This is a genomic window from Clostridium sp. (genome assembly GCF_050717535.1).
Taxonomy (GTDB): domain Bacteria; phylum Bacillota; class Clostridia; order Clostridiales; family Clostridiaceae; genus Clostridium_AD.
Genome location: NZ_JBOITM010000008.1, coordinates 1 through 25476, shown reverse-complemented (window position 1 = coordinate 25476; position 25476 = coordinate 1). Strand labels below are relative to the sequence as shown.

Here is a 25476-nt window from a genome sequence, read left to right as displayed (position 1 = left end):
TAAAATGATAAAGAAGCAAAATTTGTTAACAAATTTTACTTCTTTATTTTTTTGAAAATTGTACTTAGAGAAGATACAAAAACTATTCCAATTGCAATAGCACCTGCACTAAAAAGTGTTTCAACACCTTTGGATAGAGATGCATCAAAATTACCCTTTACCGCCTCAAGTGTGGCATAATACATTCCTCCACCTGGAACAAGTGGTATAATTGCACAAATTATAAATATTGTCACAGGACTCTTATAAAGTCGGGCCATTACTTCTGAGTAAATACTACCTATCATGGAAGCAACAAACAATGAAAAAACTAATGAGGGTTGTAGTCTTGCGCAAACAAGATAAGTAAACCAAGTAAGCCCTCCTCCAAGTGATGCGATAATTAAGTTTTTACCTCTTATATTAAATAGTACTCCAAAACCTAGAGAACTTATAAAAGCATAAAATGAATTAAGAATCATATTAAACTACCTCCAAATAACAATACCCATATTTTGAAAATTATACTTGTGCCTGCAGATATAGCAATGGCTACAAAAAGAGCTTCGATTGACCTTGATACACCAGAAACTAAATCACCAGCAATAGTATCACGTATTGCATTTGTTATAGAAATACCAGGTACTAGTATCATTATAGATCCTATTATTATAGTATTCATATTACCTACTAAGCCTAAAGCTGCTGCAGTGAGGGCTACAGTTGCAGCCAATGCACCACCAAGCATGTTTTTCAGAAAACCATTTACTTCTAAATTATCTAAATATCCGCTTAAATAATTTATAAGAGCTCCAATTAAAAAGGCTACAAAAAAGTCTTTATAATTTCCACCAAATACCAAGGTGAAAAATCCTGAAGAGATAGCGGCAAAAAATGTTGTGGTGATTTGAGAATAAGGTGGTATGTTATTAATATAATTAATTTCTTTTCTGATTTCTGCCATGGATAGTGGCTTCAAAACAATTTGTCTAGATAAATTATTGATCATAGCAACCTTACGAAGATTAACTGTTCTATTATTTATTCTTCTAACTAATGAAATGGTCTTATTTTCACTATTAGTTATAGAAACCATAATACCAGTAGGAGTTACAAAACTTTCAGTGTGGGATATACCGTAGGACTTACAAATCATAGTAATTGTCTGTTCAACTCTATAAGTTTCTCCGCCATTTTCTAATATGATTTTACCAGCTTCCGTAGCTACATGAATAATATCATCAATATACATTTGGTCTCCTTTCAGTATAAAACTAATTTTAGATTTTTATAGCTATTTTAAACCGTAAATATAAGATTACGTATATTATATAATAATAAATTAGCACTATCATTATATACCATAAATCTAATAAACTATTATTATTTAGAAAATTGAATTTTTGGTGAATTTTTTCGTATTTTTTCATTGGAAAATATCATACATTGATATAGTAATATGCTATAATATATATTAAAATCTCGTAACAAGTATATTTCGTAAATAATTCAGAACATTTTGAGAAATTTTCATCTTTAGGTTGATTAATAAGCTATTAAATTTTATAATGAATATAGAATATATGTTTTACAAGATCAGCATCGAGTTTGCTGATTTAATTTATAAGATGAGAGGAAGGCGCAACTATGATGGATTATTTAAAAAACAGTGATTCTAAAGTTTACGATATTATTGAAGAGGAGAATGCAAGACAAGAGGATCATATTGAACTAATTGCTTCTGAAAATTTTGTTAGTAAGGCTGTAATGGAAGCAAATGGGTCTATATTAACTAATAAATATGCAGAAGGTTACCCTGGTAAAAGATATTATGGCGGTTGCGGAGTAGTTGACAAAGTAGAAAATTTGGCACGTGATAGAATGAAAGAGCTTTTTGGTGCTGAACATGTCAATGTGCAACCTCATTCAGGATCACAAGCAAACATGGCTGTGTACTTTTCTATACTAAAACCAGGAGATACGGTACTGGGTATGAATTTAAGTCACGGTGGACATTTAACTCATGGAAGTAAAGTAAACTTTTCAGGGATTTTATATAATTTCATTCCTTATGGAGTTAATCTAGAAACAGAAACAATAGATTATGAAGAAGTAAGAACCCTTGCTAGAGAGCATCATCCTAAAATGATAGTTGTTGGCGCTAGTGCATACCCTAGAGCAATAGATTTTGTTGCCTTTAGAGAAATCTGCGATGAAGTTGGTGCATATATGTTTGTAGATATGGCTCATATAGCAGGTCTTGTAGCAACAGGAGCGCATCAATCGCCAGTTCCTTATGCTGATTTTGTTACCACTACTACTCATAAAACATTAAGAGGACCTAGAGGTGGAGCAATTATATGTAAAGAGAAATATGCAAAGCAAATAGACAAGTCTATTTTCCCAGGTATGCAAGGTGGACCATTAATGCAGACTATAGCTGCTAAAGCAGTTTGTTTTGGAGAAGCTCTAAAACCAGAATTCAAAGTTTACATTGAACAAGTAGTTAAAAATGCAAAGGTGCTTGGAGAAGAACTTTTAAAATATGATTTTAAATTAGTATCTGGAGGTACAGATAACCATCTTTTACTTATAGAATTAACAAATAAAAATATAACTGGAAAAGAAGCTGAAAAGTTATTGGATCTTGTTGGTATTACTGTAAATAAGAATACTGTACCAAATGAAACATTAAGCCCATTTGTCACAAGCGGTATAAGAGTTGGAACACCAGCTGTAACTACAAGAGGATTTAAAGAAGCAGAAATGAAAATAATAGCTTCACTTATGAATGAAACTATAGAAAATAGAGAAGGAAACTTAGAAAAAATTAGAGAAAAAGTAGTTCAATTATGTAATAAATTTCCTTTATACTAAGGTAATAGGAATTCATTAGGTATGCTTATAAAATATAATTTAAAAAGTAGCATTGGCCTAGCCGATGTTATTTTTTTAAGCTAAAAATTTTTGAGTTGATATCTGACTAACTAAAAAAATCTCCAACTTCAAAAATACGTTAGTATTTTAAGTGGGAGGGTTCAAGTGATATAATCATTATAAAAGTAAATACTGCATTGGAGGGCTTATATGAATACTAAAATTCCGAACGCAGAAAAAATATTAGAATGTCTATTAGAAAATCTGGAGGAAGGAATTCAAGTAGTAGATAGTGATGGCAAAACTATTTATTATAATAGTGTCATGGGAAAAGTAGAAGGTGTAGAAACTAGTGAAGTTTTGGGGAAAAAGGTTAGTGAATATTTAGAGGATGTAAAAGACGATGATTCTACCATTATGAATGTATTAAAGAGCGGTGAGAAAATTTCAGGGTTAATACAACATTATGGCAATGGATATAAGAAAAAAGTCACAACTATAAATACTACGGTGCCAGTAACCTTAGATGATAAGGTTATAGCGGTGATTGAAATAGCTAAGGACATGACTCAGTTAAAAGAATTAACTGAAAGCATTTGTAAATTGCAAAACCTAGATAAAAAGCTAGATAGGCATTACACGTTTAAAGATATATATGGGGACAATCCAATTATGAGAATTGCTATAGAAAAAGCAAAAAAAGCTAGTCTGTCAAATTCCTCTGTATTAGTATATGCGGAAACTGGTTCAGGTAAAGAAGTGTTTTCTCAAAGCATTCATTATGATGGATTAAGAAAAGATAAGCCTTTTATACCAATAAATTGTGCAGCTATTCCTGCATTACTTCTGGAGGGAATGCTTTTTGGTACAGAAAAAGGTGGCTTTACAGGAGCAGAGAATAAAAAAGGATTATTTGAACAAGCAAATCATGGAACCATGTTATTGGATGAAATTAATTCATTAGAGCCTTATCTTCAATCTAAACTTTTAAGAGTACTTCAAGAGGGGTACATAACACCAATTGGAGGTACTAAAAGTATTGATATTGATGTTAGGATAATAGCTACCTTAAATGAAGAACCAGAGAAACTTATTGAAAGTGGAAAATTAAGAAAAGATTTTTATTATAGATTATGTGTGCTGAGAATAAATATACCCCCATTAAGAGATAGAAAAGATGATATCCCTATATTTGTAGAGAATCTAATTGAAAAATACAACAAAATTTTTTGTAAGAATATAAGAGGTATCGATGAAATTATGATGGGAAAACTTCAAGAATATGATTGGCCTGGTAATATACGAGAGCTGACCAATGTTATTGAAGCTGCAATAAATATGGCAGACTATAATTCTATTTTAACAGAAGATTATTTTGATTTTAGAATAGCTTATGAAAAATTTAATAATGTTTCTGGAATCATTAAAAATAAAGATGTCAGTTTTGATTTAGAGTGTTATATGAGTGATATTGAAAAGACCATTATAGAAAAAATATTAAAAAAAAATAATTATAATGTTAGTAAAGCAGCTAGAGAACTTAGTATTTCAAGACAAAATCTTCAATATAAGATTAAGATTCATAAAATAATGGGAGAATTTTAAAATAAGCAAGATATTTTGCTACTGGTGCAAAATATCTTGCATGCATAGCAACCTTAGCAATCAGAGGCAATAGCAAAAATTACCAATATAACTATAATTTATTCTAAAACAATATGCAGAATATTTTGCTAATATGGAACACATGTTTTTAGGCATTGGCTTAAATACATGTGTTTACTATTTGGCACAGAAATTGCTCTATATAAATAAAATACTTTCAACAATAAATTTGAATTTGGGAGGCAAAAATCATGATAAAAAAAGGAACCTGGGTTGAAATAGAAGAAATAGTTTTAACACCAGAAGATAGAGCTACTAATATACCAGATGAAACTAAGCAAACTCCTCTTAAAAGCTGGACACGCGGAAAGTGCCTTGACGATTGCGAACTGGGATATGTGGCACAAGTTGAAACTAATATAGGTAGAACTTCCCAAGGTACAATTGTGGAAATAGAGCCAGGTTATTATCATACCTATGGTAAATATGTTGAAGAAATAAGCAATATAGGAAAACAAGCTAGAGAAATAATATCAAAATAAAATAATCAGTTTTAGGAGGAGGTAATAAAAAATGAATAAGTATGAAGAGCTTATGCAGCATAAGAATGAAATAATTCTTAAATCTATAGGGATAGATTATAGTAAATATGAAACTGGCAAGCTTTCCTTTGATTATGAAGGATTAATGAAGGATGTTGGATATTGCTTAGACGAAGTTAAAGAAATTCAAAATGATGTAGGGGTTGGAAATACTCCATTACTGGAATTAAAAAACATTACAAAACTAGCACGAAAAATCTCTAAAACTGGACATGCAGCTAGAATATTTGTAAAGGATGAAAGCTGTAACCCCTCTGGAAGTTTTAAAGATAGAAGAGCATCTATATCTGTATATGATGCAATGAAAAGAGGGTACCTTGGCGTAGGAGCAGCTACTTCAGGTAATTATGGAGCGGCAGTTGCATCCCAAGCAAATATTAGAGGACTTAAATGTATAATAGCCAACGAATGTTATGATTCGAAAAAAGTAGGACAGCCAGAAATATTAGAAAAAGCAAGAAAATGTGAGGGATTTGGAGCAGAAGTTATTAGGCTTTCGGTAGGTCCTGAATTATTTTATACTTATCTAAAAATACTTGAAGATACTGGCTATTATAATGCTTCATTATATTCATCCTACGGCATTGCAGGTATTGAAACATTAGGTTATGAAATAGCCGAGCAGTGCAGAGAAAAATTTGGTAAAGATCCTGAGGCAGTGGTTATAACTCATGCAGGAGGTGGAAATGTTACTGGAACTGCAAGGGGACTTATTAAGGCAGGTGCTGATAAAACAAAAATAATAGGTGCCTCAGTTGATCTTTCCGGTCTTCATATGGCTTCTGACATAGACTTTAATAGGAAATCGTTTACCACAGGGCACACGGGCTTTGGAATTCCATTTATGACGTTTCCAGACAGATCAGATGTACCTAGAAGTGCGGCAAGGCCTCTAAGGTATTTAGATAGATATGTAACTACTACTCAAGGCGAAGTATTTTGGATGACAGAAATATTAGCCCAACTTGAAGGACTAGAAAGAGGCCCAGCAGGAAATACCTCTCTTGTAGCAGCTTTTGCAATTGCTCAGGAATACGAGGACGATGCCATAATAGTTGTGCAAGAGACTGAATATACAGGAGCTGGAAAACATTTAATACCACAACTTAATTTTGCTAAAGATAATGGAATTAAGGTTTATGTTGGTGATCCAAAAGAGCAAGTACCGGGCGAAAATATAGTAATTCCATCTCACCCATCAATAGTTGAAGTAATAGATGTGGACATGGAAGAGTTAAAAAATTCCTATATAAAAAACAGCGTTAACAAATTGATTGATAATAAATTAGAAAAGGTTGACATTAAGTTTTTAGCACTAGAAACAAAACTGAGCAATGAAAAAGTAGTTGAGATATTAGAGGGGCTCAATGTTGAAATTTGTTAATTCAGCGAATATCTTAAGTTCAAATATGGTAGGGGGGAATATAATTTATGAAAAGAGAAGATGATTTTGAGAAAAGAAGAGAACCTTTAAAAGAACTTACAGAGCAACAATTATATGATAAATTTTGGAGCTTAACTCAGCAAATTGTAAAACCTATTGTTGATTTAGCTTATACCCATACATCTCCAGCTATTGAGAGGTCAGTAGTACTCAGAATGGGATTTTCAAGTTTGGACGCAAAACCATTAATTGATTATGCTACAAAGTACAATTTACTTTCTAAAGGTGTTGGAAATGTTATTTTAACTTATGCAAATCTAAAAGATATGGACTATCTTAAAGCCGGAGAGGAATTGTCTAAAGGAATAGGGTGGGATATAATCTCAGAAAAAATGAAGGGAAGTGACAGGTAATGGTTGAAATGTTAGAAGAAAATATAAAGCTAAATGTGGAGGAAATATTAAAAGACTTAGATAAATATGAACCAAAATGGAGGGGCTGGCACTGGAGAGAGGAAAACAAAGAAGGAAAAGTAGGCGAATTTACTTATCATGAAATATCAGCTCCCCTAAAGAAAAGTCAAGGCCTTCCCGCAGCAAGAAGTTTTGGAGGCATAGATCCACAACCAAGACCTGTTATTACCACAGAAATAGCTTCAGGAAGATTCGAAGATGATATACGAAGAATGAGAATGGCAGCCTGGCATGGAGCGGATCATTTAATGGTTATAAGGACAATGGGGCAAAGTCACTTTGATGGATTACTTGAAGGAAGCCCAGAAGGTATAGGTGGCGTTCCAATAACAAGAAAAGAAGTTAGAGCAACAAGAAAAGCTATAGATTTAATAGAAGAAGAAGTGGGAAGAAAAATTAATTTCCATTCATATGTATCTGGTGTGGCAGGGCCCGATGTAGCAGTTATGTTCGCGGAAGAAGGCGTTAATGGAGCTCATCAAGATCCACAATACAATGTTCTTTATAGAAATATTAATATGTATAGATCTTTTGTAGATGCAGCGGTTGCAAAAGGTGTAATGTCCTGGGCAAATATACTTCAAATAGATGGTGCACATAATGCAAACGCAACGGCAATGAAGGGTTATAAGGTAATGCCAGAGCTTATGGTACAACATGCTATAAATTCTTGCTTTTCAGAAATGGTAGGCATGAAACCAGAAAATATTGCACTTTCAACTGTGCCACCAACTTCAGCGCCCGCTCCTTGTATGAGATATGACCTGCCTTATGCAGTGGCACTTAGGCATTTCTTTAAAAAGTACAAAATGAGAGCTCAGATGAATACAAAATATGTAGAATCTTGTGAAAGAGAAGCTACAGTTGGTCATACATTAAATCTTCTAATTTCAGAATTAACTTCCGTAGATATCCAAAGTACTATAACCCCTGATGAAGGACGTAATGTTCCATGGCATTATAATAATATTCATGCGATAAATACTGCAAAACAGTCGTTTCTAGGTATGGATGGACTGATGGACATGATAGAACTTAAGAAGACTGGATATCTTCCCGAAAAAGCTAGAGAAATAGAAGAAAGAGCCATATTATTCCTTGAAGAAATCATCGAAGTAGGCGGATATTTTAAAGCAGTTGATGCGGGCTTCTTTATAGATTCAGGTGAGTACCCAGAAAGAAATGGTGATGGTATTGCAAGAAAGATGGATGGTGGAGATGCTGTGGACACAATAGTTCCACGAGATGCGGATTATTTTGCACCAGTTTGTGGTCATTTCGGATTTAATAATGTTCCATCAGAATATAAGAAAGCTTGCGACCCTATAGAAAAATGTACCTTATGTAACCATTCAAAAATTCAATATATCGATGAATTAGATGAAAATGATAATGTATTTAAGAGAATGGAAAAGGTTAAAGAAGATGGCACTATCATTCCTGAAGTTCAATGGGCTAAAGATGGATATGTAAAGATTACACTATTTATACCAGAAAATGAACAGATTAGTGAAGCGGCGGCCCTTGAAATGGGCAAAAGAATGAATTTAAAGAATGTAGAAATTCTTCATAAACAAGTTTTGCAAAAGGCTGAAGGCTGCCTTGTAGAAATTAAGGGAATTTGCGATTTTACTCCTGTAAAACGAGATGAACTAGTACTTCCCAAAAGAAGAAAAGTGCTTTCTAATCAAGTTATGAAAGATTACGTAAAAGAGCACCCAATAAAGGTTGCTGCAGCTACTGTAGGTGAAGATGAACATTCAGTAGGGCTAAGAGAGGTTATAGATATAAAACATGGTGGTATTGAAAGATTTGGTATAGAGGCACTTTATCTTGGAACCTCCTGCCCAATAGAAAAATTGGTAGATGCCGCTATAGAATCAAATGCTAATGCCATATTATGTAGTACAATAATTTCTCATAATGATGTGCATATAAAGAATATGAGAAAGCTTAGTGATCTTTGCATAGAAAAAGGAGTAAGAGATAAAATTATACTTATTTCTGGCGGTACACAAGTAACAGATGATATAGCGAAAGCAAACGGTATGGATGTTGGATTTGGGCGTGGATCAAATGGAACAGATGTTGCATCCTTTATTATCAAAAAATTAATGGGCATTCCTGATATAGAAGAATAGCAAGAAGTGTAAAAGGGAGGAAATTCACTTGAAGGTAGATTATCTAGTTGCTGAAATAGGTAGCACAACTACTTTAGTTACAGCTTTTAACGCATCCTACCACGCTAATGGTCAGGTTGTTGTTAATATACCTTTTCAAGGTAAAAGTTGTACTACGGTGTTAGATGGAGATGTAACAATAGGCCTTAAAGCTGCAGTAAAGGATATAGAAGATCAAATTGGAGAATCACTTACTTGGAATAGGATGCTGGCAACTTCAAGTGCAGCAGGGGGGCTTCGCATAACTGTCCATGGACTAATGCAGCAAATGACTGTTAAGGCTGCTAGGGAAGCCGCCCTGGGCGCTGGTGGCATTATAAAAATGGTTACTGCTGGCAAAATGAGAAAAAGTGATTTAAAGAGAATTCATGAAATAAACCCCAACATGATAATGATTGCTGGGGGAACAGATTATGGTGAAAGAGAAACAGCTCTTTATAATGCAGAACTTATAAGCGCTGAAAAATTTAACATTCCAATTGTATATTGTGGAAATATTGAAAATCAGGAAGAAATAAAAGATATATTTTTCGGGCAAGAGCTTTATACAATTGATAATGTTTATCCAATGGTAGATACCTTAAATGTGGAACCAGCAAGAAAAATAATACAAGAAGCCTTTGAAAAAAATATAGTAAAGGCACCTGGGATGAATAAAATAAAAGAAATGGTAAATGGGAGTATAATGCCAACTCCAGGAGCCGTTATGGAAAGTTCAAAAGTTTTATACGATATCATAGGTGATTTGGTGGTTTTTGATGTAGGTGGCGCTACCACGGATGTGCATTCTGTTACTGAGGGAAGTAGTGTAGTTTTAGATATGCTTGTAAATCCTGAGCCAAAGGCTAAAAGGACTGTAGAAGGAGATCTTGGAGTTTTTATTAACAGCAAAAACCTTATTGATTTACTAGATTTAAGGGATTTGGGGGGACTTACTAAAGAGCACATAACTAAGCATATAAAACCAATTCCCACAGAGTTAGAGGATATAAATGCAAGTAGTTTGCTAACCCAAAAGGCTCTCGATGTTGCAATAAGTAGGCATGTAGGAGTTATCAAAAGAAAATATGATGGTGAAAGCGGTTTTGTAGCTTATGGTAAGGATTTATCTGAGGTTAAATATATAATAGGTACCGGCGGTGCACTTACAAGACTGACCAGTGGTGAGGCTATGCTCCAGGGAATAAGATATTTAAAGGATGAGCTTACAATGCTACCTAAAAAGGGTGCTAAAGTGCTACTCGATAAAAACTATATCATGGCCTCTGCAGGAGTTTTAAGTAGAGAAAATAGTGAAGTTGCCAAGGCCTTATTAGTCCAAAGTTTAGATATAACTAGGGATATGGAAATTGATGAAGTCAGCATCTGTTTAGAAAAAGGAGCATAACCATATTAAAAAAATTTAATTGATTAATTATTTATCTAAAATATAAAAATTGTTTAGGAGGAAAAAATTATGAAAAACAAGGTAAGAGTTGTAGTTTGGGGCCTAGGTGTAATGGGTAGTGGTATTGCAAAAATGGTATTAAGTAAAAGTGGATTTACTATTGTAGGTGCTATTGACATGGATCCTAGTAAAACCGGGAAAAAGCTTTATGAGGTATTAGGTGTAAAGTCTAATGAAGATAATTCCTGTATAGTTACAAAAGATGCGGAAGATGTTATAAAAAAAGGTTATGCAGATGTTTGCCTTATGGCTACAGCTTCCTTTACAAAAGTTGTATTTCCATTAATAAAAATGGCAGCAGAAGCTGGCATGGATATTGTAACAACGGCAGAGGAAATGTCCTATCCAAGAGCACTAGACCCAGAATTATCAGATGAAATGGATAGAATCGCTAAAAAAAATAAGATTTCCATATTAGGAACTGGAGTAAATCCTGGATTCATCATGGATCTAGTTGCTATAATGCTTACAGGAGTTTCTGATACTGTTGATAGCATAAAGGCTACTAGAGTTAATGACCTCGCATGTTTTGGAAAAGCAGTTATGGTTGAGCAAGGTATAGGACTCAAAAAGGAAGAATTTATACAAGGAGTTAAAGACAATACAATAGATGGACACGTTGGATTTTTACAATCCTTTGGGATGTTTGAAGAAGCATTCAATATTAAGCTAAATAATATTAGACAAGAAAAATCACCAATTCTTACCACTATTCCACGCAGTACAGATATTGTTACTGTAAAAGCTGGAGACGTTGCTGGATGTAGGCAATTAGGATATGCAAATTTAGGAGATAAATTGTTTGTAACAATGGAACATCCTCAACAAATAAAACCCGAAATGGAGGATATTGATACTGGAGATTATATTACAATTAATGGAGTACCAAACTTGAACCTTCAAATAAAACCAGAAATACCAGGAGGGATTGCTACAATAGCTATATGTGTTAATATGATTCCACTTGTAATGAATTCAGAGCCAGGCCTTAAAACAATGCTGGATTTACCAGTTCCAAGAGCTATAATAGGAGACGTTAGGGATTTAATAAAGGTAAAAAAATAATAATGGAAGATATAAAAGTTATCATATGGGGACTTGGTGAAATGGGAACCGGTATTGGTAAAATGATACTTACTAAAAAGGGTATTGAAATTGAAGGTGCCTTAGATAAGGCACCTTCAAAAGTAGGTAGTGATTTAGGAGAAATCTTAGACCATGAAAATTTAGGGGTAATTGTTAGCGGCGATGCAGAGTCTTTAATGAAGGAAATAAAAGCAGATATAGTTATAGTTGCTATAGATTCCTTTGCTAAAAGTGTATATCCAGCAATAAAGCTTATAGTAGAGAGTGGCAAGAACTGTATTACTATTGCAGAAGAAATGGCTTATCCATATATTGTTGAAAAAGAATTGTCAGAAGAAATGGACAGACTGGCAAAAAAAAATAATGTAACAATTTTAGGTACAGGGGTTAATCCAGGATTTGTTTTAGACACATTAATTATCAGCTTGTCTGCTGCTTGTAGAAGTGTAGATTCCATTAGAGCAGAAAGGATAAGTGATTTATCTCCTTTTGGTCCCACTGTAATGAGTACTCATGGTGTAGGTTTATCTCTAGAAGAATTTGAGGCTGGAATTGAAAAGGGATGTATAGTTGGTCACATAGGCTTTGCGCAATCTATACAAATGATTGCAATTACTTTAGGGCTAGATTATGACGAAATAACCGAAACATACGACCCAATAATATCAAATACTTATAGAGAAACTTCCTATGTTAAGGTTGAACCGGGTATGGTAGCTGGGTGTAATCACATTGCGGTTGCTACAAGAAAGGGAAAACCAATTATAACACTGGAACACCTACAACAAATACACCCAGAATGTGAGGCGGTAGATACCGGTGACTATATAGATATAAAAGGGGACGGGGATCTTCATTTAGCAATAAAACCTGAAACTCCTGGTGGAATAGGAACTATAGCTATGGTTGTAAACATGATTCCTCAAGTTATTTCTAGTAGACCAGGACTTAAAACAATGATGGAACTTCCAATTCCTCATAATATAGAAAATAGTTTTGTAGATCAAGTTATGTATTACAAATAACACCGACATTTATAGCGGTGTTTTTTTGTGGCCTTTTTGTTTCATTCTTTTTATTTCTGGATGTCTAATGAGGAATATTATAAACCAACTTGTTAATATTAACCCTTTTAAGATACTGCTAATGCTTATGCTCCACCATACACCACTAAGTCCAAGAAAGGTTGATAAGAAAAGTGCTCCTGGAATTCTCATAGCATTTAGAATAATGCCTACTATTGAAGGAGGCATTGTCTTCCCAAGGCCGTTAAAAGCTCCAGCTGTTGTTATTTCTATGCACATAAAAAGTTGGGAAACTCCAAGTATTCTCAAATAAACTATTCCATCTTTTATTACTGATTTCTCTGAGATAAAGATAGAAAAAATAGGACCAGGTAAAAATATTAGAAGGCAGGATGTTATTGTTCCAAAAATTGCAATAATACCTAACGATGTAAAATACCCTTTATATATTCTGTCCCACTTTTTTGCTCCGAAATTTTGACCTACAAAGGCACTTAATGCAGTTTGAAAACCTCCGGCTGTCATCCATGATATTGATTCAATTTGTGAACCTACACTTTGCACAGCAATGGGAGTTGATCCCCATCTAGTAAGGATCCTTGCTATGGTCATTGCTATAAAAGTAAATACACCACTTTGCACCGCAACAGGTAGGCCAAACTTAACAATTTTAGCTATATGTTTCCAATCTGGTTTTTGTAAAAAATTTAGTCCTTTAAAATAATCTGTTTTCTTTGTGATTACAAATATAAATATTATTGTTACTACAAACTGAGCAAATATTGTTGCAACAGCGGCTCCAGCAACTCCCATTTTAGGAAATGGTCCAAGACCAAATATCAAAATAGGATCTAGTATTATATTAAACATAAGTCCAACTGTGTTTATTCTAAAAGGTGTATGACTGTCTCCATGACCATTGAATATTGCTGTAAGTACAGGTGGTAAAAAGAAAAACATCATTCCTACAGAAATTATAGCAAGATAATTAACTGCCATACTAACAATATCATTACCTGCAATATTAAAAAAACCTATAAGCTGTCTTCTAAAGATTAACATTGTAGCACCGTATAAAACGGCGAAAACTAAGATCATTTGTATGGAATGCCGTATATAACTATCGGTCTCTTTTGCATCTTTTCGTCCTACTGATTGGGATACTCCAACCGCAGCTCCTATTTGTGGGATTGTAATAAAAGCAAAAGCAAACCAAGTGAAAAAGCCAGCGGTACCTACTGCAGTAACAGATCTCGAACCTAATCGGCCGACCCATAGCATATCTGTAAGACTATAAGCTGTTTGTATTAGGGATGTTCCCATGATAGGCAGAGCTAGAAGTATAAGCTTTTTTAAAATATTTCCTTCGGTTAAATCTATTTTCATTAAGTACTCCTCCAACGTTGTTTTCTTTTGTATAAATACCTCTTAAATATGCTACTATCCTAATTCTATTTTCCATCATCATTTTCCTTCAAATTTTGTAGAAAAAGATAAAGATAACCGTTTTGACTGAAACAATTTAAAAGATTATGTTGCATATCCAGGTTTTTTGTAGATAAGCTGCTTTATCTGATTCATGTATTTGTAAATTGGATATTGTTTCAGAAGTGAATGTGAAAATCGTCGGTAATATTGTTTACACTAAAGCTATTGATGATAACTGTTCTTACCATAATGTTATTTCTTTTGGTCTCATATTTGTTCTACCTGCTTTTCAGGGAAAAGGAATTGGCGGAATTTTAATAGAAAATACTAATACAATGGCAAAAGAACTTGGTTACACAGTAATACTTATTTATGGAGACCCAGACTATTTCAGTCAATTTGGATTTACTGCGGCACAAACTTATAAAATTGGGACATCTGACAATATGTATGCAGTTCCATTGCAGGCATTGGAATTATATCATAAATCACTATTAGAACAAAGTTTAAAGCCGTTTTTGCAGTTACTGCTGTTGGTGGGCATGGGATTCATGTAACAAATATTGGCAACAAGGAAGGTTCTATTGAATAACTCTTTCTATATAATATTTAAAATATAAACAAATAGTTTTAAAAATAATTAATGCAGTATTAAATAATAACATATATACTATAGTTGTAAGGCTTATTTTAAGAATATAGAAAACATGTTATAATTTTATACAATATTAGATATATTCTAAACACATAGTTCATTGAACATTGTAGAATATAACGCAGTCAATAGAAGTATTTAAAAAATATAAAAAAGGTGGAGAACATGATTAATAAAGTGAAAAAGATTATTGAACAGAATATGCTACCAAGTATAGGGATTATAATATGCTTGTTTATTATTAGTGGATACACCTATACTAAATTCATGCCCAAATGGTTTTCAAAGACAGATACTTATGATGTGGTAAAGGAAACATTCTTAACCAATGAGGGGTATACTGACGAGTTATCAAAACATGTAGCACCACAAGTATTTAAAAGAACAAATATATATGATGCTTATGGTGGGCTGAACAAAAAAGAAACTTACAAAGTAGATTTTAGTTTAAAAGTAAATTCACAAATCAAAGTTGCAGGTATTGTTTACGTTAAAATGACTTATTCGGTTAAAGTAATGGATTTACAAGGCAAAATCATAGGAGGTTCATCAGACATACCAATTACTTTTACTATTAAGAATATAAAGGGTGAATGGTATATTATGGAGAAATCAGAACCTGCATAAATTGTATTTAGATAAAGAAGTTTTTACAAGAGCAATAAATAGTAATTAGGGAGTAAATACGAAATTTTCATAAAGTGCGTCACATTGGTAAAAAACTGTGGAATAAAAATTATTTATAGAACACGCAGCCAAATATTAATTTATAGAAAAAAGAAACAAAGGAGAGTGTATTATGCTTGAATACAAATTTGATATCCAATTACTAATCGAAGGACATAATCTTTCGGAAGATGCAATCAACGAATATATTACAAACAATATTGAAGGTGACTGTTTGCTTGCTGTTGGGGACTTTGAAATGATTAAAATTCATTTTCACACAAACATACCATGGAAGGTTATTGAGTATTGTGCTTCTTTGGGAGAAATCTATGATATCGTTTTAGAAAACATGGAACGTCAAACAAATGGTCTTAAAGGTTAAACTTATGCCTTTCTTAATTTTTTAATTAATTTTAAATCTACGATTGGTTCAAAGTTGTAGATTTATGCGAAGTAAATTATATCTATATGGGGAATGGTTGGCTTGCTACTGTAATATCGGCTATAGTAATTAGTTTCTTTTTTGACCAAGCATTTTCTTTTGGTATGTGGTATATAAATATTTCTTATTACGCAGAGTTTATTTGCTTATTTATATCTATAATATTATTGTTTAGGGATAAAAAGCAGTATGAAAAAGATAAAGAAATATTTCATAAGAGTTAAATGTCAAAAATGAGATTTATGATTACAGAAGAGAATAAATGTATCCTTGGCCTTAAACAATTGGTGAAGAATATTCATAAAAACCGAATTAAGTGAAGTCGAAAATTTTCAGTTGTATTTAATAATTATGAAATAAAAATAAGCAGCAGGTAGTGTTAAACCTTCTACTCATTCTATTGTTAAAATATATGCTGTTTGCTGTAATAATGACTATATATGCACCTCAAAAACTAACCCGTTGTTATGCTATAAGGTTTCTTATTTTTGTAACAGTATTTTCAAGCACATAATTAGTTAAAACTCAAACTTATTTGATGCTATGCTGTTACCATTATAATCTATTCTTAGACTACTCCCATTTTCTAAATTAACTTTAATTGCTACATTTTCTTTGGATCTATTACATGCTTGAAATCCAGTAATATATTTTTTTGACTTTTTACTTTTCAATTTTAAATAATCTTGAAATAATTTTTCATGTTTAAACATTTTTAATACCATCCTTTATACATTTTGAAATCTGATTTTGTTGAATTATTTATATCCACAATTACTATTATAACATATATGTACACTATTATACATTACAAGACAATTTGCGACATAAAAATCATTTAAATTCATAGACAACATTTAATATTGTCAATTATACAATATGCCCACTTGCATAATCTGTCCCTTTATTGTATAGATGGATATCAACATTCAAAAAGAAAAAATTAATTAGTACTGGCTTTTTTCTTAGGACTAGGTTTATTTACAGACCAAATTCCTAGGCATACTAATGCAAGGGCGACAATGTTTTTAGCTTCCAAAATGTTTTCACCTAAAAATATAGAAGAAAGCATTACCCCAAAGATAGGGATCAAAAAATTATAAATGGATACAACACTTACCTTATTATATTTTAGAAGTAGGGTCCATAATGAAAAGGCTGTTGCTGATAGAATTGCCATATAAATTAATAATGCTGTAGAACTAGAAGTAAAGTGATTTACTCTTCCACCAGAAACTAGTCCTATAAATACTAGCATCACTCCGCCCATAAAAAGATTATACCCAGTAACGAGCATCACATCTATACTTTGGGTAAGCTTCTTTGCATAAATACCAGAAGCAGAAAAAATAAAAGCAGCAATTATTATAAATCCTTCGCCAATAATATTAAAAGAAAATTTGAATAAGTCCATGCTAAAATTTGCTATTATAACACCAAAGAATCCGATAATACATCCTACTATTTTTTTTCTGCTCAATTTATCATTTTTGTATAGGTAATGAGCTAAAAGAACACTAAAGAAGGTGCCCATAGAGTTCATAATAGCACCCTTTACTCCAGTAGTATTTGCAAGCCCTATGTAGAAAAAGATATATTGTAGCAGTGTTTGAGTAATACCTAAGATAAATATTTTAAAAATATTTTCTTTTGTAACGGCAAATATTTTTTTGCCAGAAACTTGAGCAACTATGAGTAAAATAATACCTGCAAGAGTAAATCTATACCCAGCAAATACAAGTTTAGAAGAAACATCTGCAGTTGCAATGTGAAACATTATATACCCATTCTTTATTGCAGGGTATGCACTTCCCCATAAAAAACAACATAGGGTTGCGATTATTGCCACTAATTTTTTATTAGTAAAAGTTTTTTTATTATGCAATTCCATTAAAATCCACTCCTCTTATCTACTTATCCATTATATACATGGTGCCACTCCGGTGGCAAGCATAAAGAAAGGGAATCCCAATAAAGGATTCCCTTTCTTTATGCTTGCCTACCAGCCTTAAAGGCAGTAAAATTTACTTCAACAGTTTTTGCTGGAACTTTTTTCTCAATAACGCTTAGCCACGTTTCTTTTTTGAAAGGTAAATATTTAGATAGCTTGCCTAAAAGAACAATATTTGCGGTTTTAATATTGCCAAGGGACCTTCCTATTTCTCTTGCATTTACAGAAATAACCTCATATCCGCTTACTACTAATTTCTCTATTATATTTCCCGGATATTCATCCTTTTCAATAAGTACTCTATTGGGAAAAATAATTTCTTCATTAAAAATAATTTTCGATCCTTTTTTCAAGGCTGATGATAATCTTAATCCTTCTAACTCTTCCATTGCAAGAAGAAGATCACCTTCGCCCTCTGGAATTAAAGCTGAATGTATTTTTTCACCAAATCTTATGCTTCCCCAAACTTTTCCACCTCTTTGGGATAGTCCAATTACATCATTGCTTTTTACATCATAACCTTCTAAGAAAGCAACTTCTACTATTATTTCGGTGGTAAGTACCAACCCTTGTCCACCAACACCAGCCATAAAAATGTTTGTAACTGCCATTCTAATTCACTCCTTCTTGTTGTTTTTTAATGCTACATTTTATTGCACCCACAGGGCAGACCTGAGAACATACAGAACAACCAACACACATGTCTGGATTTATATAAGAATTTTTCTTTTTTTTTCCAGGATACATTTTCATAGAAATTGGTGGGCAGTTGGTTCTGATGCAGCTTCTACAACTTATGCATATATTTTCATCTACATAATAATGAGGACTTTTAATTTTAAAATTTAGTGCACAGGGGCGCGTTGTTACAACTACGGAAAGTCCCGACCTTTTCATTGCATTATTTATAATTTCTTTCGTTTCCTTATATTTAAACTGATCCACCACTGTAATGTCTGCTATTCCATAAGATTTTAAAATATCTGGAATGCTCACATGATATCCAACTTCCTCTTTAAAATAATCACCTGTAGTTGGTGTATTTTGCCCGCCGGTCATTGCAGTAGTTCTATTATCCATTACAATAACTGTTATGTTTTCTGTGGTTTTTGCAAGCTGTATAAATCCTGTCATACCAGAATGAAAAAAAGTTCCATCTCCAATTGTAGCTACTATTGGTTTTCCTTTATTTATCATTGAATGAACAGTAGCAACTCCAAGTGCCATTCCAAGAGATGCACCCATGCTGATATTTGTTTTATGAACTTCAAAAGGTTCTTGTATTCCTAGAGAATAACATCCTATATCCCCTATAACTGTTGCATTATTAGCTTTTAAAATATGAAATATGGGTCTATGGGGGCAGCCTGCACAAAGCATAGGTGTTCTTGTAATGGTTTCTTCCTTTTGTGATATTCCTACTTCGGCAGGCTTAATTAAAGCTCCAGCTTTTATTAAACCCGTTTTTATATCCTCAATAGTGAGTTCACCAGTAAAGGAAAAAAATTCTTTTCCTTTTGCTTTAATTCCATTTATTTTAAGTTCTTCTTCCATAAAAGGTAACATTTCTTCAATTACTATTATATTGACATATTCTTCACTTATTTTTTTGATTTTTTCTATAGGAAGGGGCCAAATCATACCCAATTTTAGTATACTTATGTTTTTTAATTCTAATTCTTTTAAAGACTCGTATATAAGCCCAGAAGTAATTATTAAAAATTCCTTTCCATTCCCTTCTTCTAAATAATTATATTCATAATCTTCATTGAAGTTTTGAAGTTTTTCTATTCTTTCTTTCATGAAATACTGCTGTGCATTAGAGTAGGGTGGAAGCATGCTGTATCTTCCTTGTTCGGGTACAAAACCTTCAGGAATAAAATTTTCTCTATCACCTAATTCTACTGCTGCCCTACAATGACATAATCTACTCATCATTCTTATTAGGACTGGTGTATGGAATTTCTCACTAAGTTTTAGGCCATCTTTTGCAAAATCTTTTGCTTCTTGTGGACTGCTTGGATCTAAAATAGGTATATTAGCGAATTTACCCCAAAATCTACTGTCCTGTTCATTTTGTGAACTTGAAAGTCCTGGATCATCACCTACAACTAATATAAATCCACCCTTTGTTTTTGTTTGGGTAAAAGTCATAAAAGGATCACTTGCAATGTTTACACCTACGTGTTTCATAGAAACCATTGATCGCCCGCCGGCAATACTGCCTCCCATTGCGATTTCCATTGCTACTTTTTCATTAGTTCCCCAATCACTATAAATCTCTTTATACTGTTTTAAAGAATCTAAAATTTGTACAGTAGGTGATCCTGGATAACTGGACGCAATCATTCCACCACCTTCCCAAAAACCTCTACTTATTGCTTCATTGCCAGTTAGAATTTTTTTATTACTCAAAATACCACCCCAGTTTTATTATTTTTTTAAAATTCAATTAAATCAAATCATTGTGAAGTAACAGTTATTATTGTTAAATCAGAATAAGCTCTATTGTATATTTTGTCAATAATATATTAAATAGCATAGAAGTATGATACCTTATATATATATGTAAGATATATGTATAGGAGATGAATTTAATGAATAAGAAAATTATAAGATTTGGAGTTGTAGGAACAAATAATATTACAGACTGGTTTTTAAATGGTGGTTCGCAGGTTGAAGATTTTATTTTAACAGCAGTATATTCAAGAAATGAAGAAAAAGGGATTGCATTTGCAAAAAAATATGACGTTCAACATGTTTTCACAGATTTGGAGGAGATGGCTAAAAGTGATTTAATTGATGCAGTGTATATTGCATCGCCGAATGCAGTTCATGAAAAGCAAGCTATATTATTTCTAAACCATAAAAAACATGTAATGTGTGAAAAAGCTTTTGCATCAAATGCAAAACAAGTAAATAATATGATAAATGCTGCAAAAGACAATGGTGTTATTTTAATGGAAGCAATGAAAACAACACAACTTCCAAATTTTAAAATTATTAAAGATAATCTATACAGAATAGGTAAGGTAAGAAAATATTTTGGAAGCTATTGTCAGTACTCTTCTCGCTATGATAAATATAGGGAAGGAATAGTACTAAATGCGTTTAATCAAAAATTATCCAATGGAGGGCTAATGGATATAGGTGTTTATTGTATACATCCTATGATAAATTTGTTTGGTAAACCAAAGGAAATAAAAGCAAATGCACTAATTTTGGAATCAGGGGTTGATGGGGAAGGAAGCATAATATTTAAATATGATGAAATGGATGCTATAGCTGTGTATTCAAAAATAACAAATTCAAATTTGTTTTCAGAGATTCAAGGCGAAGATGGAAATATAATAATTAAAAATATAAATAAATTTGAAAAAGTGACACTGATTCTTAGAGATGGAAAAGAAGAAGATCTTACACAATTTCATAATGAACATGATATGTGCTATGAAATAGACACATTTATAACCATGATTAAAAATAATGATATAGAGGGCGATTCCAAGTTGTTACAAAATTCTAAGTGGGTAATGGAGACTATGGATGAAACAAGAAAACAAATTGGTTTGGTTTTCCCAGCAGACTTGCAGTAAAGTAAAAATAGCTTGTATAAGTTGCAACTTGCCACGTGGGTGGCATCTACTCACTGAAATATTACTTGAAATAAAAAGTAGCAATTAAGCAACCAAAGGAGAGGTTTAAATTATGAGAACAAACTATCCATGTGTAGAGGTAAACTTAAGCAAAATAACACATAATACCGTAGAAATTGTAAATATGTGCGAAAATAAAGGAATAGATGTTTTTGGGGTGACAAAATCGTATTGTGCCAATACTCCCATTACAAAAGCAATGGTTAAAGGTGGTATTAAGGGTATTGCTGATGCCAGAATAGGCAATCTTAAAAAGGCTAAAGATATAAAATGTGAAAAATTACTTTTAAGAATTCCTATGCCAAGTAATGCAGGACTTGTAGTAAAGTATTCTGATATAAGTCTTAATTCAGAAATAGAAACTATTAAAAAAATTTCTAAAGCTGCAAAGAGAATGAAAAAGACTCATAGCATTATATTAATGGTTGATTTGGGAGATTTAAGAGAAGGTGTACTTGAAGAGGACGTATTAGCTACTGTAAAAGAAATTATTGCTATTGATAACATAGTGCTTATAGGAATTGGTACTAACCTAACTTGCTATGGAGGAGTTATTCCAGATGAAGAAAATTTAGGTAAACTAATTAAAATTAAACATAGCATTAAGGAGCAATTAGGGATTGAGTTACCTGTTGTATCAGGTGGAAATTCTAGTTCGCTTCCATTAGTTATGAATGGTACTATTCCTAGTGGTATAAACCAGCTTCGAGTAGGTGAGGCCATTGTTTTGGGTACAGAGACAGCTTATGGCCATAAAATAGATAATTGTTATAGTGATTGTTTTATACTTAAGGGAGAAATTATTGAAGTTAAAAATAAACCATCAGTTCCAACAGGTACAATTGGTATGGATGCATTTGGGAATACACCTCATTTTGAGGATGAGGGCATAATAAGAAAAGCTATTGTTGCTTTAGGTAGGCAAGATATTTATGTTGATGGAGTATTTCCACTAAATGAGAAAGTTAAAATTCTTGGTGCAAGTAGTGATCACTTAATATTAGATGTTACTAAAAGTGAAAAAGACTATAAGGTTGGGGATATTGTTGATTTCAATATGAACTATGGTTGTTTAATGCAGGCCATGATGTCTCCTTATGTTAGCAAATACTATTTGGATTAATTTTTTTAAAACGAAGATAAGATATGCTTATTAAATTTTAAAAAAATGAGAGGAAGATGACTTATGATAGATTCACATATACATACAGAGTTTTCTTTAGACTCTAAAATGAAACTTCAGCACGGAATAGAACATGCTAGAAAGCTTGACATAGGGATGACTATTACAGAGCATCTAGATCTAAAATTCCCAACAGGAACAGATTTTACTTTTGACATAGATAAGTATTTTAAAGACTATAAAAAGTATAAAAGTGATAATTTAATGCTTGGAATTGAAATTGGCATGCAACTGATTTGCTTAGAAGAAAATAGAGAGATAATTAATAAATATCCCTTTGATTATGTAATTGGATCCATACATGTTACTAAGGGGGAAGATATTTTTAGTCCTAAATATTATGAAGGAAAAACTAAAAGTGAATCTTTTGAACAATATTTTTCAAGTATGGTTGATTGTGTAAAAAAGTATGATTTTATTGATAGCTTAGGGCATATTGATTACATATCTAGATATGCTACCTATAAGGATAATGAAATACACTATCCCGAATTTAAAGAATATATAGATGAAGTGCTAAAAGTTATAGTACATAATGGAAAAGTAATGGAGATTAATACAAGAAGACTTAAAGATGTGCAGGCATATAATAATTTAATCCATGTTTATAGTTCATATAAAGAAATGGGTGGGAAATATGTAACTATAGGTTCCGATGCTCATCATGCAGAGGATATTGGTAACAATTTTATGGTAGCCAGTAGGATATGTGAGATATGTAACTTGAAACCTGTGTATTTTAAAAATAGAAAAATAGAGTTTATGTCATTATAAATGAATTTAGGCACATTAGAATATATTAGCATATTGAATTGCTATTTATTTTAATGTGCCTTATATTGAGGGCAATTGTAAGAAAATTTAAAACTGGAGGGTGTAAATTTAATTAAGTTACGTTATTGAACTTTTAAAATCATCCTCTAGTAAATCACTTAATTCACGAAGCTTTTTTATAAGTGAATTTTTATAAAAAATCTCATCATCAAATCTATCTGTACACACCATATTATATTTACAGTACTCAGCTTCTTTATAAAGATCATATATATATTGGTCCATATTAATATACACTTTAAATTCCCCCTTGCATTTATTCATTAATGTTAGTAAACTTATTAGTTTTAATATGAATTATTTATAAAGTATATGCACAAATCTTTAAAATACTTCTTAACTGTTCCCAATTATTATGTTAAAGTTAAGTTGTAGCATATTTTAATTGAGGAGACCAAAAATGGGAAATAGCCAGTTAGTCAATCAAGTTTTAGTATTATTTATTATTATGATGGTGGGATTTTATGCAAAGAAAAAGAAGTTTCTGAACAACGTAGTTGATAAAGGACTATCAGAATTGTTATTAAATATAACATTACCATTTATGATAGTTACATCTTTTAATATTAAATATCAAGCAGAGATGGTTGGTAATGCTCAAAAAATTTTACTCTACTCTTTTTTAATACACATAAGTTTGATATTTATTAGTAAAATTATGTTTTTTAAGTTTCCCACTAGTAAACAACAGGTTTTTAGGTTTATAACAATTTTTTGCAATGTAGGCTTTATGGGTTATCCTGTGCTTGAAAGTATTTATGGTAGTATAGGTGTTTTTTATGCAGCAATATTTAATATACCATTTAACATTTTAGTATGGACAGTAGGTGTAATGTTATTTACTGGTGAGAAAGAATTTAAGTCCATGAGGAAAGCAGTAGCAAATCCAGCACTTATAGCAGTATTTATTGGCCTGATTGTATTCGTATTTTCAATAAATTTACCGGTACCTATTGCCACTTCACTAAAACTTGTAGGATCTACTACAACACCAATATCTATGATAATTGTTGGTTCAATGCTGGCAGAGATCAAGTTTAAGACTGCTTTTTCTGATGTTTCTGTATATTATGCTGCTGCAGTTAGACTTTTAATAGTTCCAATGATTGTTTATGTAGTGTTAAAATTTTTAAGGGTGGATGAATTATTACTAAATATCTGCGTTATATTGCAAGCAATGCCTGCAGCAGTAATGGCTCCAATAATTTCTGAAAAGTACGGTGGGGACAGTCTGCTTGCTTCACAGTGTGTATTTATAACTACAATAGTTTCTGGGATAACTATACCTATAATAATACTATTTTTATAGAATAATTGAATGGAGGATTTAGAAATGAAAGTTAATTTTATGGAAAATTTAGAAGATGGCATGGAAGTTTTGCATACTCAAGGTGCATTTTTAACAGTTAAATCTGGTGATAAGATTAATACTATGACCATAGGATGGGGAACGGTAGGTTATGTATGGAATAAACCTATATTTACAGTTATGGTAAGAAAGTCAAGGTACACTTATGATTTTATGGAAAATTCAGATAATTTCACGGTGAGTATACCTTTAAGTAAAAATCTGAAAAATGAATTAATGGTGTGTGGTAGTAAATCTGGAAGGGATATTGACAAATTCAAGGAGTGTAATCTAACATTAGAGAAAAGTAAAAAGGTAGATACTCCTATAATTAGTGAGTGTGAACTTCACTATGAATGCAAAATTGTATATAAACAGGAGATGAATCCTGAGCTTTTATCAAAAGATATTGTAGAAGGATCTTATAAAACAGGAGATTATCATACTTTATATTATGGAGAAATAGTAGAAACTTATATTAAGTAAAGACCAACCAAAAAAAAGTGCACAGAATTTTAATGTGTACTTTTTTATTGTGCGCCCGGCATGGGCGCAATCTAATGGGTGAAAGTCCCTAGCACGGGTTAATAGTGCCAAGTGCATAGCTTAAGACAAGGGTGTCCATCGCGAGACGGAATCTGAAGGAAGTCGG

26 protein-coding genes are annotated in these 25476 nt (G+C 32.2%); 18 read left to right on the top strand and 8 right to left on the bottom strand.

What is annotated here, in order from left to right; genetic code table 11:
- Nucleotides 1-35: 35 nt before the first annotated feature.
- Nucleotides 36-461 (bottom strand): threonine/serine exporter family protein, encoded by a 426-nt coding sequence (locus ACREVU_RS01885; protein WP_431549940.1) that lies wholly within the window; start codon nt 459-461, stop codon nt 36-38.
- Nucleotides 458-1231, bottom strand: coding sequence for a threonine/serine exporter family protein (locus ACREVU_RS01880; protein WP_431549939.1), 774 nt, complete (start codon nt 1229-1231; stop codon nt 458-460). The genes ACREVU_RS01885 and ACREVU_RS01880 overlap by 4 nt, the downstream gene beginning before the upstream one ends.
- Nucleotides 1232-1629: 398 nt before the next feature.
- Here ACREVU_RS01880 and glyA point away from each other — a divergent pair, with 398 nt between their 5' ends.
- From glyA to ord (ACREVU_RS01835), 9 genes are all read left to right on the top strand, one after another.
- Nucleotides 1630-2856, top strand: a complete 1227-nt coding sequence (gene glyA / locus ACREVU_RS01875; RefSeq protein WP_431549962.1) for a serine hydroxymethyltransferase — start codon at nt 1630-1632, stop codon at nt 2854-2856.
- Between the two features lie 210 nt (nt 2857-3066).
- Entirely contained in the window at nt 3067-4461 is a 1395-nt protein-coding gene (locus ACREVU_RS01870) for a sigma-54 interaction domain-containing protein (RefSeq protein ID WP_431549938.1), read from the top strand.
- 251 nt (nt 4462-4712) lie between these two features.
- Complete coding sequence (gene ortA / locus ACREVU_RS01865) at nt 4713-5003, top strand: 2-amino-4-oxopentanoate thiolase subunit OrtA (protein WP_431549937.1); 291 nt, start codon at nt 4713-4715, stop codon at nt 5001-5003.
- Nucleotides 5004-5034: 31 nt separating this feature from the next.
- On the top strand, nt 5035-6447 hold the full coding sequence (gene ortB, locus ACREVU_RS01860; RefSeq protein WP_431549936.1) for a 2-amino-4-oxopentanoate thiolase subunit OrtB: 1413 nt from the start codon (nt 5035-5037) through the stop codon (nt 6445-6447).
- Nucleotides 6448-6494: 47 nt separating this feature from the next.
- Complete coding sequence (locus ACREVU_RS01855; RefSeq protein ID WP_431549935.1) at nt 6495-6860, top strand: ornithine aminomutase subunit alpha; 366 nt, start codon at nt 6495-6497, stop codon at nt 6858-6860.
- Nucleotides 6860-9061, top strand: coding sequence for a D-ornithine 4,5-aminomutase subunit OraE (gene oraE, locus ACREVU_RS01850; protein WP_431549934.1), 2202 nt, complete (start codon nt 6860-6862; stop codon nt 9059-9061). Before ACREVU_RS01855 ends, oraE begins: the two co-directional genes overlap by 1 nt.
- A 28-nt stretch (nt 9062-9089) precedes the next feature.
- Nucleotides 9090-10487, top strand: coding sequence for a GlmL-related ornithine degradation protein (locus ACREVU_RS01845; protein WP_431549933.1), 1398 nt, complete (start codon nt 9090-9092; stop codon nt 10485-10487).
- Between the two features lie 69 nt (nt 10488-10556).
- Complete coding sequence (gene ord / locus ACREVU_RS01840) at nt 10557-11612, top strand: 2,4-diaminopentanoate dehydrogenase (RefSeq protein ID WP_431549932.1); 1056 nt, start codon at nt 10557-10559, stop codon at nt 11610-11612.
- A gap of 2 nt (nt 11613-11614) precedes the next feature.
- The gene (ord, locus tag ACREVU_RS01835; RefSeq protein WP_431549931.1) at nt 11615-12658 is read left to right on the top strand and encodes a 2,4-diaminopentanoate dehydrogenase; all 1044 of its coding nucleotides are present in this window, start codon (nt 11615-11617) and stop codon (nt 12656-12658) included.
- A 9-nt stretch (nt 12659-12667) separates the two neighbouring features.
- Here the strand turns inward: ord (ACREVU_RS01835) and ACREVU_RS01830 are convergent, their stop codons facing one another.
- Nucleotides 12668-14044, bottom strand: coding sequence for an MATE family efflux transporter (locus ACREVU_RS01830; protein WP_431549930.1), 1377 nt, complete (start codon nt 14042-14044; stop codon nt 12668-12670).
- A gap of 206 nt (nt 14045-14250) precedes the next feature.
- Between ACREVU_RS01830 and ACREVU_RS01825 the strand changes: the two genes are divergently transcribed.
- The 4 genes from ACREVU_RS01825 to ACREVU_RS01810 all read left to right on the top strand — a co-directional run bounded on the left by ACREVU_RS01825 (nt 14251) and on the right by ACREVU_RS01810 (nt 16076).
- Entirely contained in the window at nt 14251-14643 is a 393-nt protein-coding gene (locus ACREVU_RS01825; RefSeq protein WP_431549929.1) for a GNAT family N-acetyltransferase, read from the top strand.
- 263 nt (nt 14644-14906) lie between these two features.
- The gene (locus ACREVU_RS01820; RefSeq protein WP_431549928.1) at nt 14907-15368 is read left to right on the top strand and encodes a hypothetical protein; all 462 of its coding nucleotides are present in this window, start codon (nt 14907-14909) and stop codon (nt 15366-15368) included.
- 172 nt (nt 15369-15540) lie between these two features.
- Entirely contained in the window at nt 15541-15792 is a 252-nt protein-coding gene (locus ACREVU_RS01815; RefSeq protein ID WP_431549657.1) for a fatty acid kinase subunit FakA-related protein, read from the top strand.
- Between the two features lie 86 nt (nt 15793-15878).
- The gene (locus ACREVU_RS01810; protein ID WP_431549927.1) at nt 15879-16076 is read left to right on the top strand and encodes a hypothetical protein; all 198 of its coding nucleotides are present in this window, start codon (nt 15879-15881) and stop codon (nt 16074-16076) included.
- Nucleotides 16077-16370: 294 nt separating this feature from the next.
- Here the strand turns inward: ACREVU_RS01810 and ACREVU_RS01805 are convergent, their stop codons facing one another.
- The 4 genes from ACREVU_RS01805 to ACREVU_RS01790 all read right to left on the bottom strand — a co-directional run bounded on the left by ACREVU_RS01805 (nt 16371) and on the right by ACREVU_RS01790 (nt 20218).
- Nucleotides 16371-16565, bottom strand: coding sequence for a hypothetical protein (locus ACREVU_RS01805; protein ID WP_431549926.1), 195 nt, complete (start codon nt 16563-16565; stop codon nt 16371-16373).
- 230 nt (nt 16566-16795) lie between these two features.
- Nucleotides 16796-17737, bottom strand: a complete 942-nt coding sequence (locus tag ACREVU_RS01800; RefSeq protein ID WP_431549961.1) for a DMT family transporter — start codon at nt 17735-17737, stop codon at nt 16796-16798.
- Nucleotides 17738-17841: 104 nt separating this feature from the next.
- Nucleotides 17842-18414, bottom strand: a complete 573-nt coding sequence (locus ACREVU_RS01795; RefSeq protein WP_431549925.1) for an indolepyruvate oxidoreductase subunit beta — start codon at nt 18412-18414, stop codon at nt 17842-17844.
- A gap of 1 nt (nt 18415) precedes the next feature.
- Nucleotides 18416-20218 carry a thiamine pyrophosphate-dependent enzyme gene (locus ACREVU_RS01790; protein ID WP_431549924.1) on the bottom strand — a complete coding sequence of 601 codons (1803 nt, stop codon included), beginning with the start codon at nt 20216-20218 and terminating at the stop codon, nt 18416-18418.
- A 182-nt stretch (nt 20219-20400) separates the two neighbouring features.
- Between ACREVU_RS01790 and ACREVU_RS01785 the strand changes: the two genes are divergently transcribed.
- The 3 genes from ACREVU_RS01785 (at nt 20401) to ACREVU_RS01775 (ending at nt 23416) form a co-directional block, all read left to right on the top strand.
- Nucleotides 20401-21399: a Gfo/Idh/MocA family protein gene (locus tag ACREVU_RS01785; protein ID WP_431549923.1), complete on the top strand. Its 999-nt coding sequence runs from the start codon at nt 20401-20403 to the stop codon at nt 21397-21399.
- Nucleotides 21400-21511: 112 nt separating this feature from the next.
- Nucleotides 21512-22582 carry an ornithine racemase Orr gene (orr, locus tag ACREVU_RS01780; protein WP_431549922.1) on the top strand — a complete coding sequence of 357 codons (1071 nt, stop codon included), beginning with the start codon at nt 21512-21514 and terminating at the stop codon, nt 22580-22582.
- Nucleotides 22583-22645: 63 nt separating this feature from the next.
- Nucleotides 22646-23416 carry a histidinol phosphate phosphatase gene (locus ACREVU_RS01775; protein WP_431549921.1) on the top strand — a complete coding sequence of 257 codons (771 nt, stop codon included), beginning with the start codon at nt 22646-22648 and terminating at the stop codon, nt 23414-23416.
- Nucleotides 23417-23533: 117 nt separating this feature from the next.
- Here ACREVU_RS01775 and ACREVU_RS01770 read toward each other — a convergent pair whose 3' ends face one another.
- Nucleotides 23534-23713 (bottom strand): hypothetical protein, encoded by a 180-nt coding sequence (locus tag ACREVU_RS01770; protein WP_431549920.1) that lies wholly within the window; start codon nt 23711-23713, stop codon nt 23534-23536.
- Nucleotides 23714-23876: 163 nt separating this feature from the next.
- On the opposite strand from ACREVU_RS01770, the gene ACREVU_RS01765 reads away from it, so the two are divergent.
- Nucleotides 23877-24785, top strand: coding sequence for an AEC family transporter (locus tag ACREVU_RS01765; protein WP_431549919.1), 909 nt, complete (start codon nt 23877-23879; stop codon nt 24783-24785).
- Nucleotides 24786-24809: 24 nt separating this feature from the next.
- Nucleotides 24810-25310: a flavin reductase family protein gene (locus ACREVU_RS01760; RefSeq protein ID WP_431549918.1), complete on the top strand. Its 501-nt coding sequence runs from the start codon at nt 24810-24812 to the stop codon at nt 25308-25310.
- Nucleotides 25311-25476 lie beyond the last annotated feature (166 nt).

Bases quoted from the DNA above. Each gene is read 5' to 3' on its own strand.
- ACREVU_RS01885 (WP_431549940.1), bottom strand. From the start codon at position 461: ATGATTCTTAATTCATTTTATGCTTTTATAAGTTCTCTAGGTTTTGGA.
- ACREVU_RS01880 (WP_431549939.1), bottom strand. From the start codon at position 1,231: ATGTATATTGATGATATTATTCATGTAGCTACGGAAGCTGGTAAAATC.
- glyA (WP_431549962.1), top strand. From the start codon at position 1,630: ATGGATTATTTAAAAAACAGTGATTCTAAAGTTTACGATATTATTGAA.
- ACREVU_RS01870 (WP_431549938.1), top strand. From the start codon at position 3,067: ATGAATACTAAAATTCCGAACGCAGAAAAAATATTAGAATGTCTATTA.
- ortA (WP_431549937.1), top strand. From the start codon at position 4,713: ATGATAAAAAAAGGAACCTGGGTTGAAATAGAAGAAATAGTTTTAACA.
- ortB (WP_431549936.1), top strand. From the start codon at position 5,035: ATGAATAAGTATGAAGAGCTTATGCAGCATAAGAATGAAATAATTCTT.
- ACREVU_RS01855 (WP_431549935.1), top strand. From the start codon at position 6,495: ATGAAAAGAGAAGATGATTTTGAGAAAAGAAGAGAACCTTTAAAAGAA.
- oraE (WP_431549934.1), top strand. From the start codon at position 6,860: ATGGTTGAAATGTTAGAAGAAAATATAAAGCTAAATGTGGAGGAAATA.
- ord (WP_431549932.1), top strand. From the start codon at position 10,557: ATGAAAAACAAGGTAAGAGTTGTAGTTTGGGGCCTAGGTGTAATGGGT.
- ord (WP_431549931.1), top strand. From the start codon at position 11,615: ATGGAAGATATAAAAGTTATCATATGGGGACTTGGTGAAATGGGAACC.
- ACREVU_RS01830 (WP_431549930.1), bottom strand. From the start codon at position 14,044: ATGAAAATAGATTTAACCGAAGGAAATATTTTAAAAAAGCTTATACTT.
- ACREVU_RS01820 (WP_431549928.1), top strand. From the start codon at position 14,907: ATGATTAATAAAGTGAAAAAGATTATTGAACAGAATATGCTACCAAGT.
- ACREVU_RS01815 (WP_431549657.1), top strand. From the start codon at position 15,541: ATGCTTGAATACAAATTTGATATCCAATTACTAATCGAAGGACATAAT.
- ACREVU_RS01810 (WP_431549927.1), top strand. From the start codon at position 15,879: ATGGGGAATGGTTGGCTTGCTACTGTAATATCGGCTATAGTAATTAGT.
- ACREVU_RS01805 (WP_431549926.1), bottom strand. From the start codon at position 16,565: ATGTTTAAACATGAAAAATTATTTCAAGATTATTTAAAATTGAAAAGT.
- ACREVU_RS01795 (WP_431549925.1), bottom strand. From the start codon at position 18,414: ATGGCAGTTACAAACATTTTTATGGCTGGTGTTGGTGGACAAGGGTTG.
- ACREVU_RS01785 (WP_431549923.1), top strand. From the start codon at position 20,401: ATGAATAAGAAAATTATAAGATTTGGAGTTGTAGGAACAAATAATATT.
- orr (WP_431549922.1), top strand. From the start codon at position 21,512: ATGAGAACAAACTATCCATGTGTAGAGGTAAACTTAAGCAAAATAACA.
- ACREVU_RS01775 (WP_431549921.1), top strand. From the start codon at position 22,646: ATGATAGATTCACATATACATACAGAGTTTTCTTTAGACTCTAAAATG.
- ACREVU_RS01765 (WP_431549919.1), top strand. From the start codon at position 23,877: ATGGGAAATAGCCAGTTAGTCAATCAAGTTTTAGTATTATTTATTATT.
- ACREVU_RS01760 (WP_431549918.1), top strand. From the start codon at position 24,810: ATGAAAGTTAATTTTATGGAAAATTTAGAAGATGGCATGGAAGTTTTG.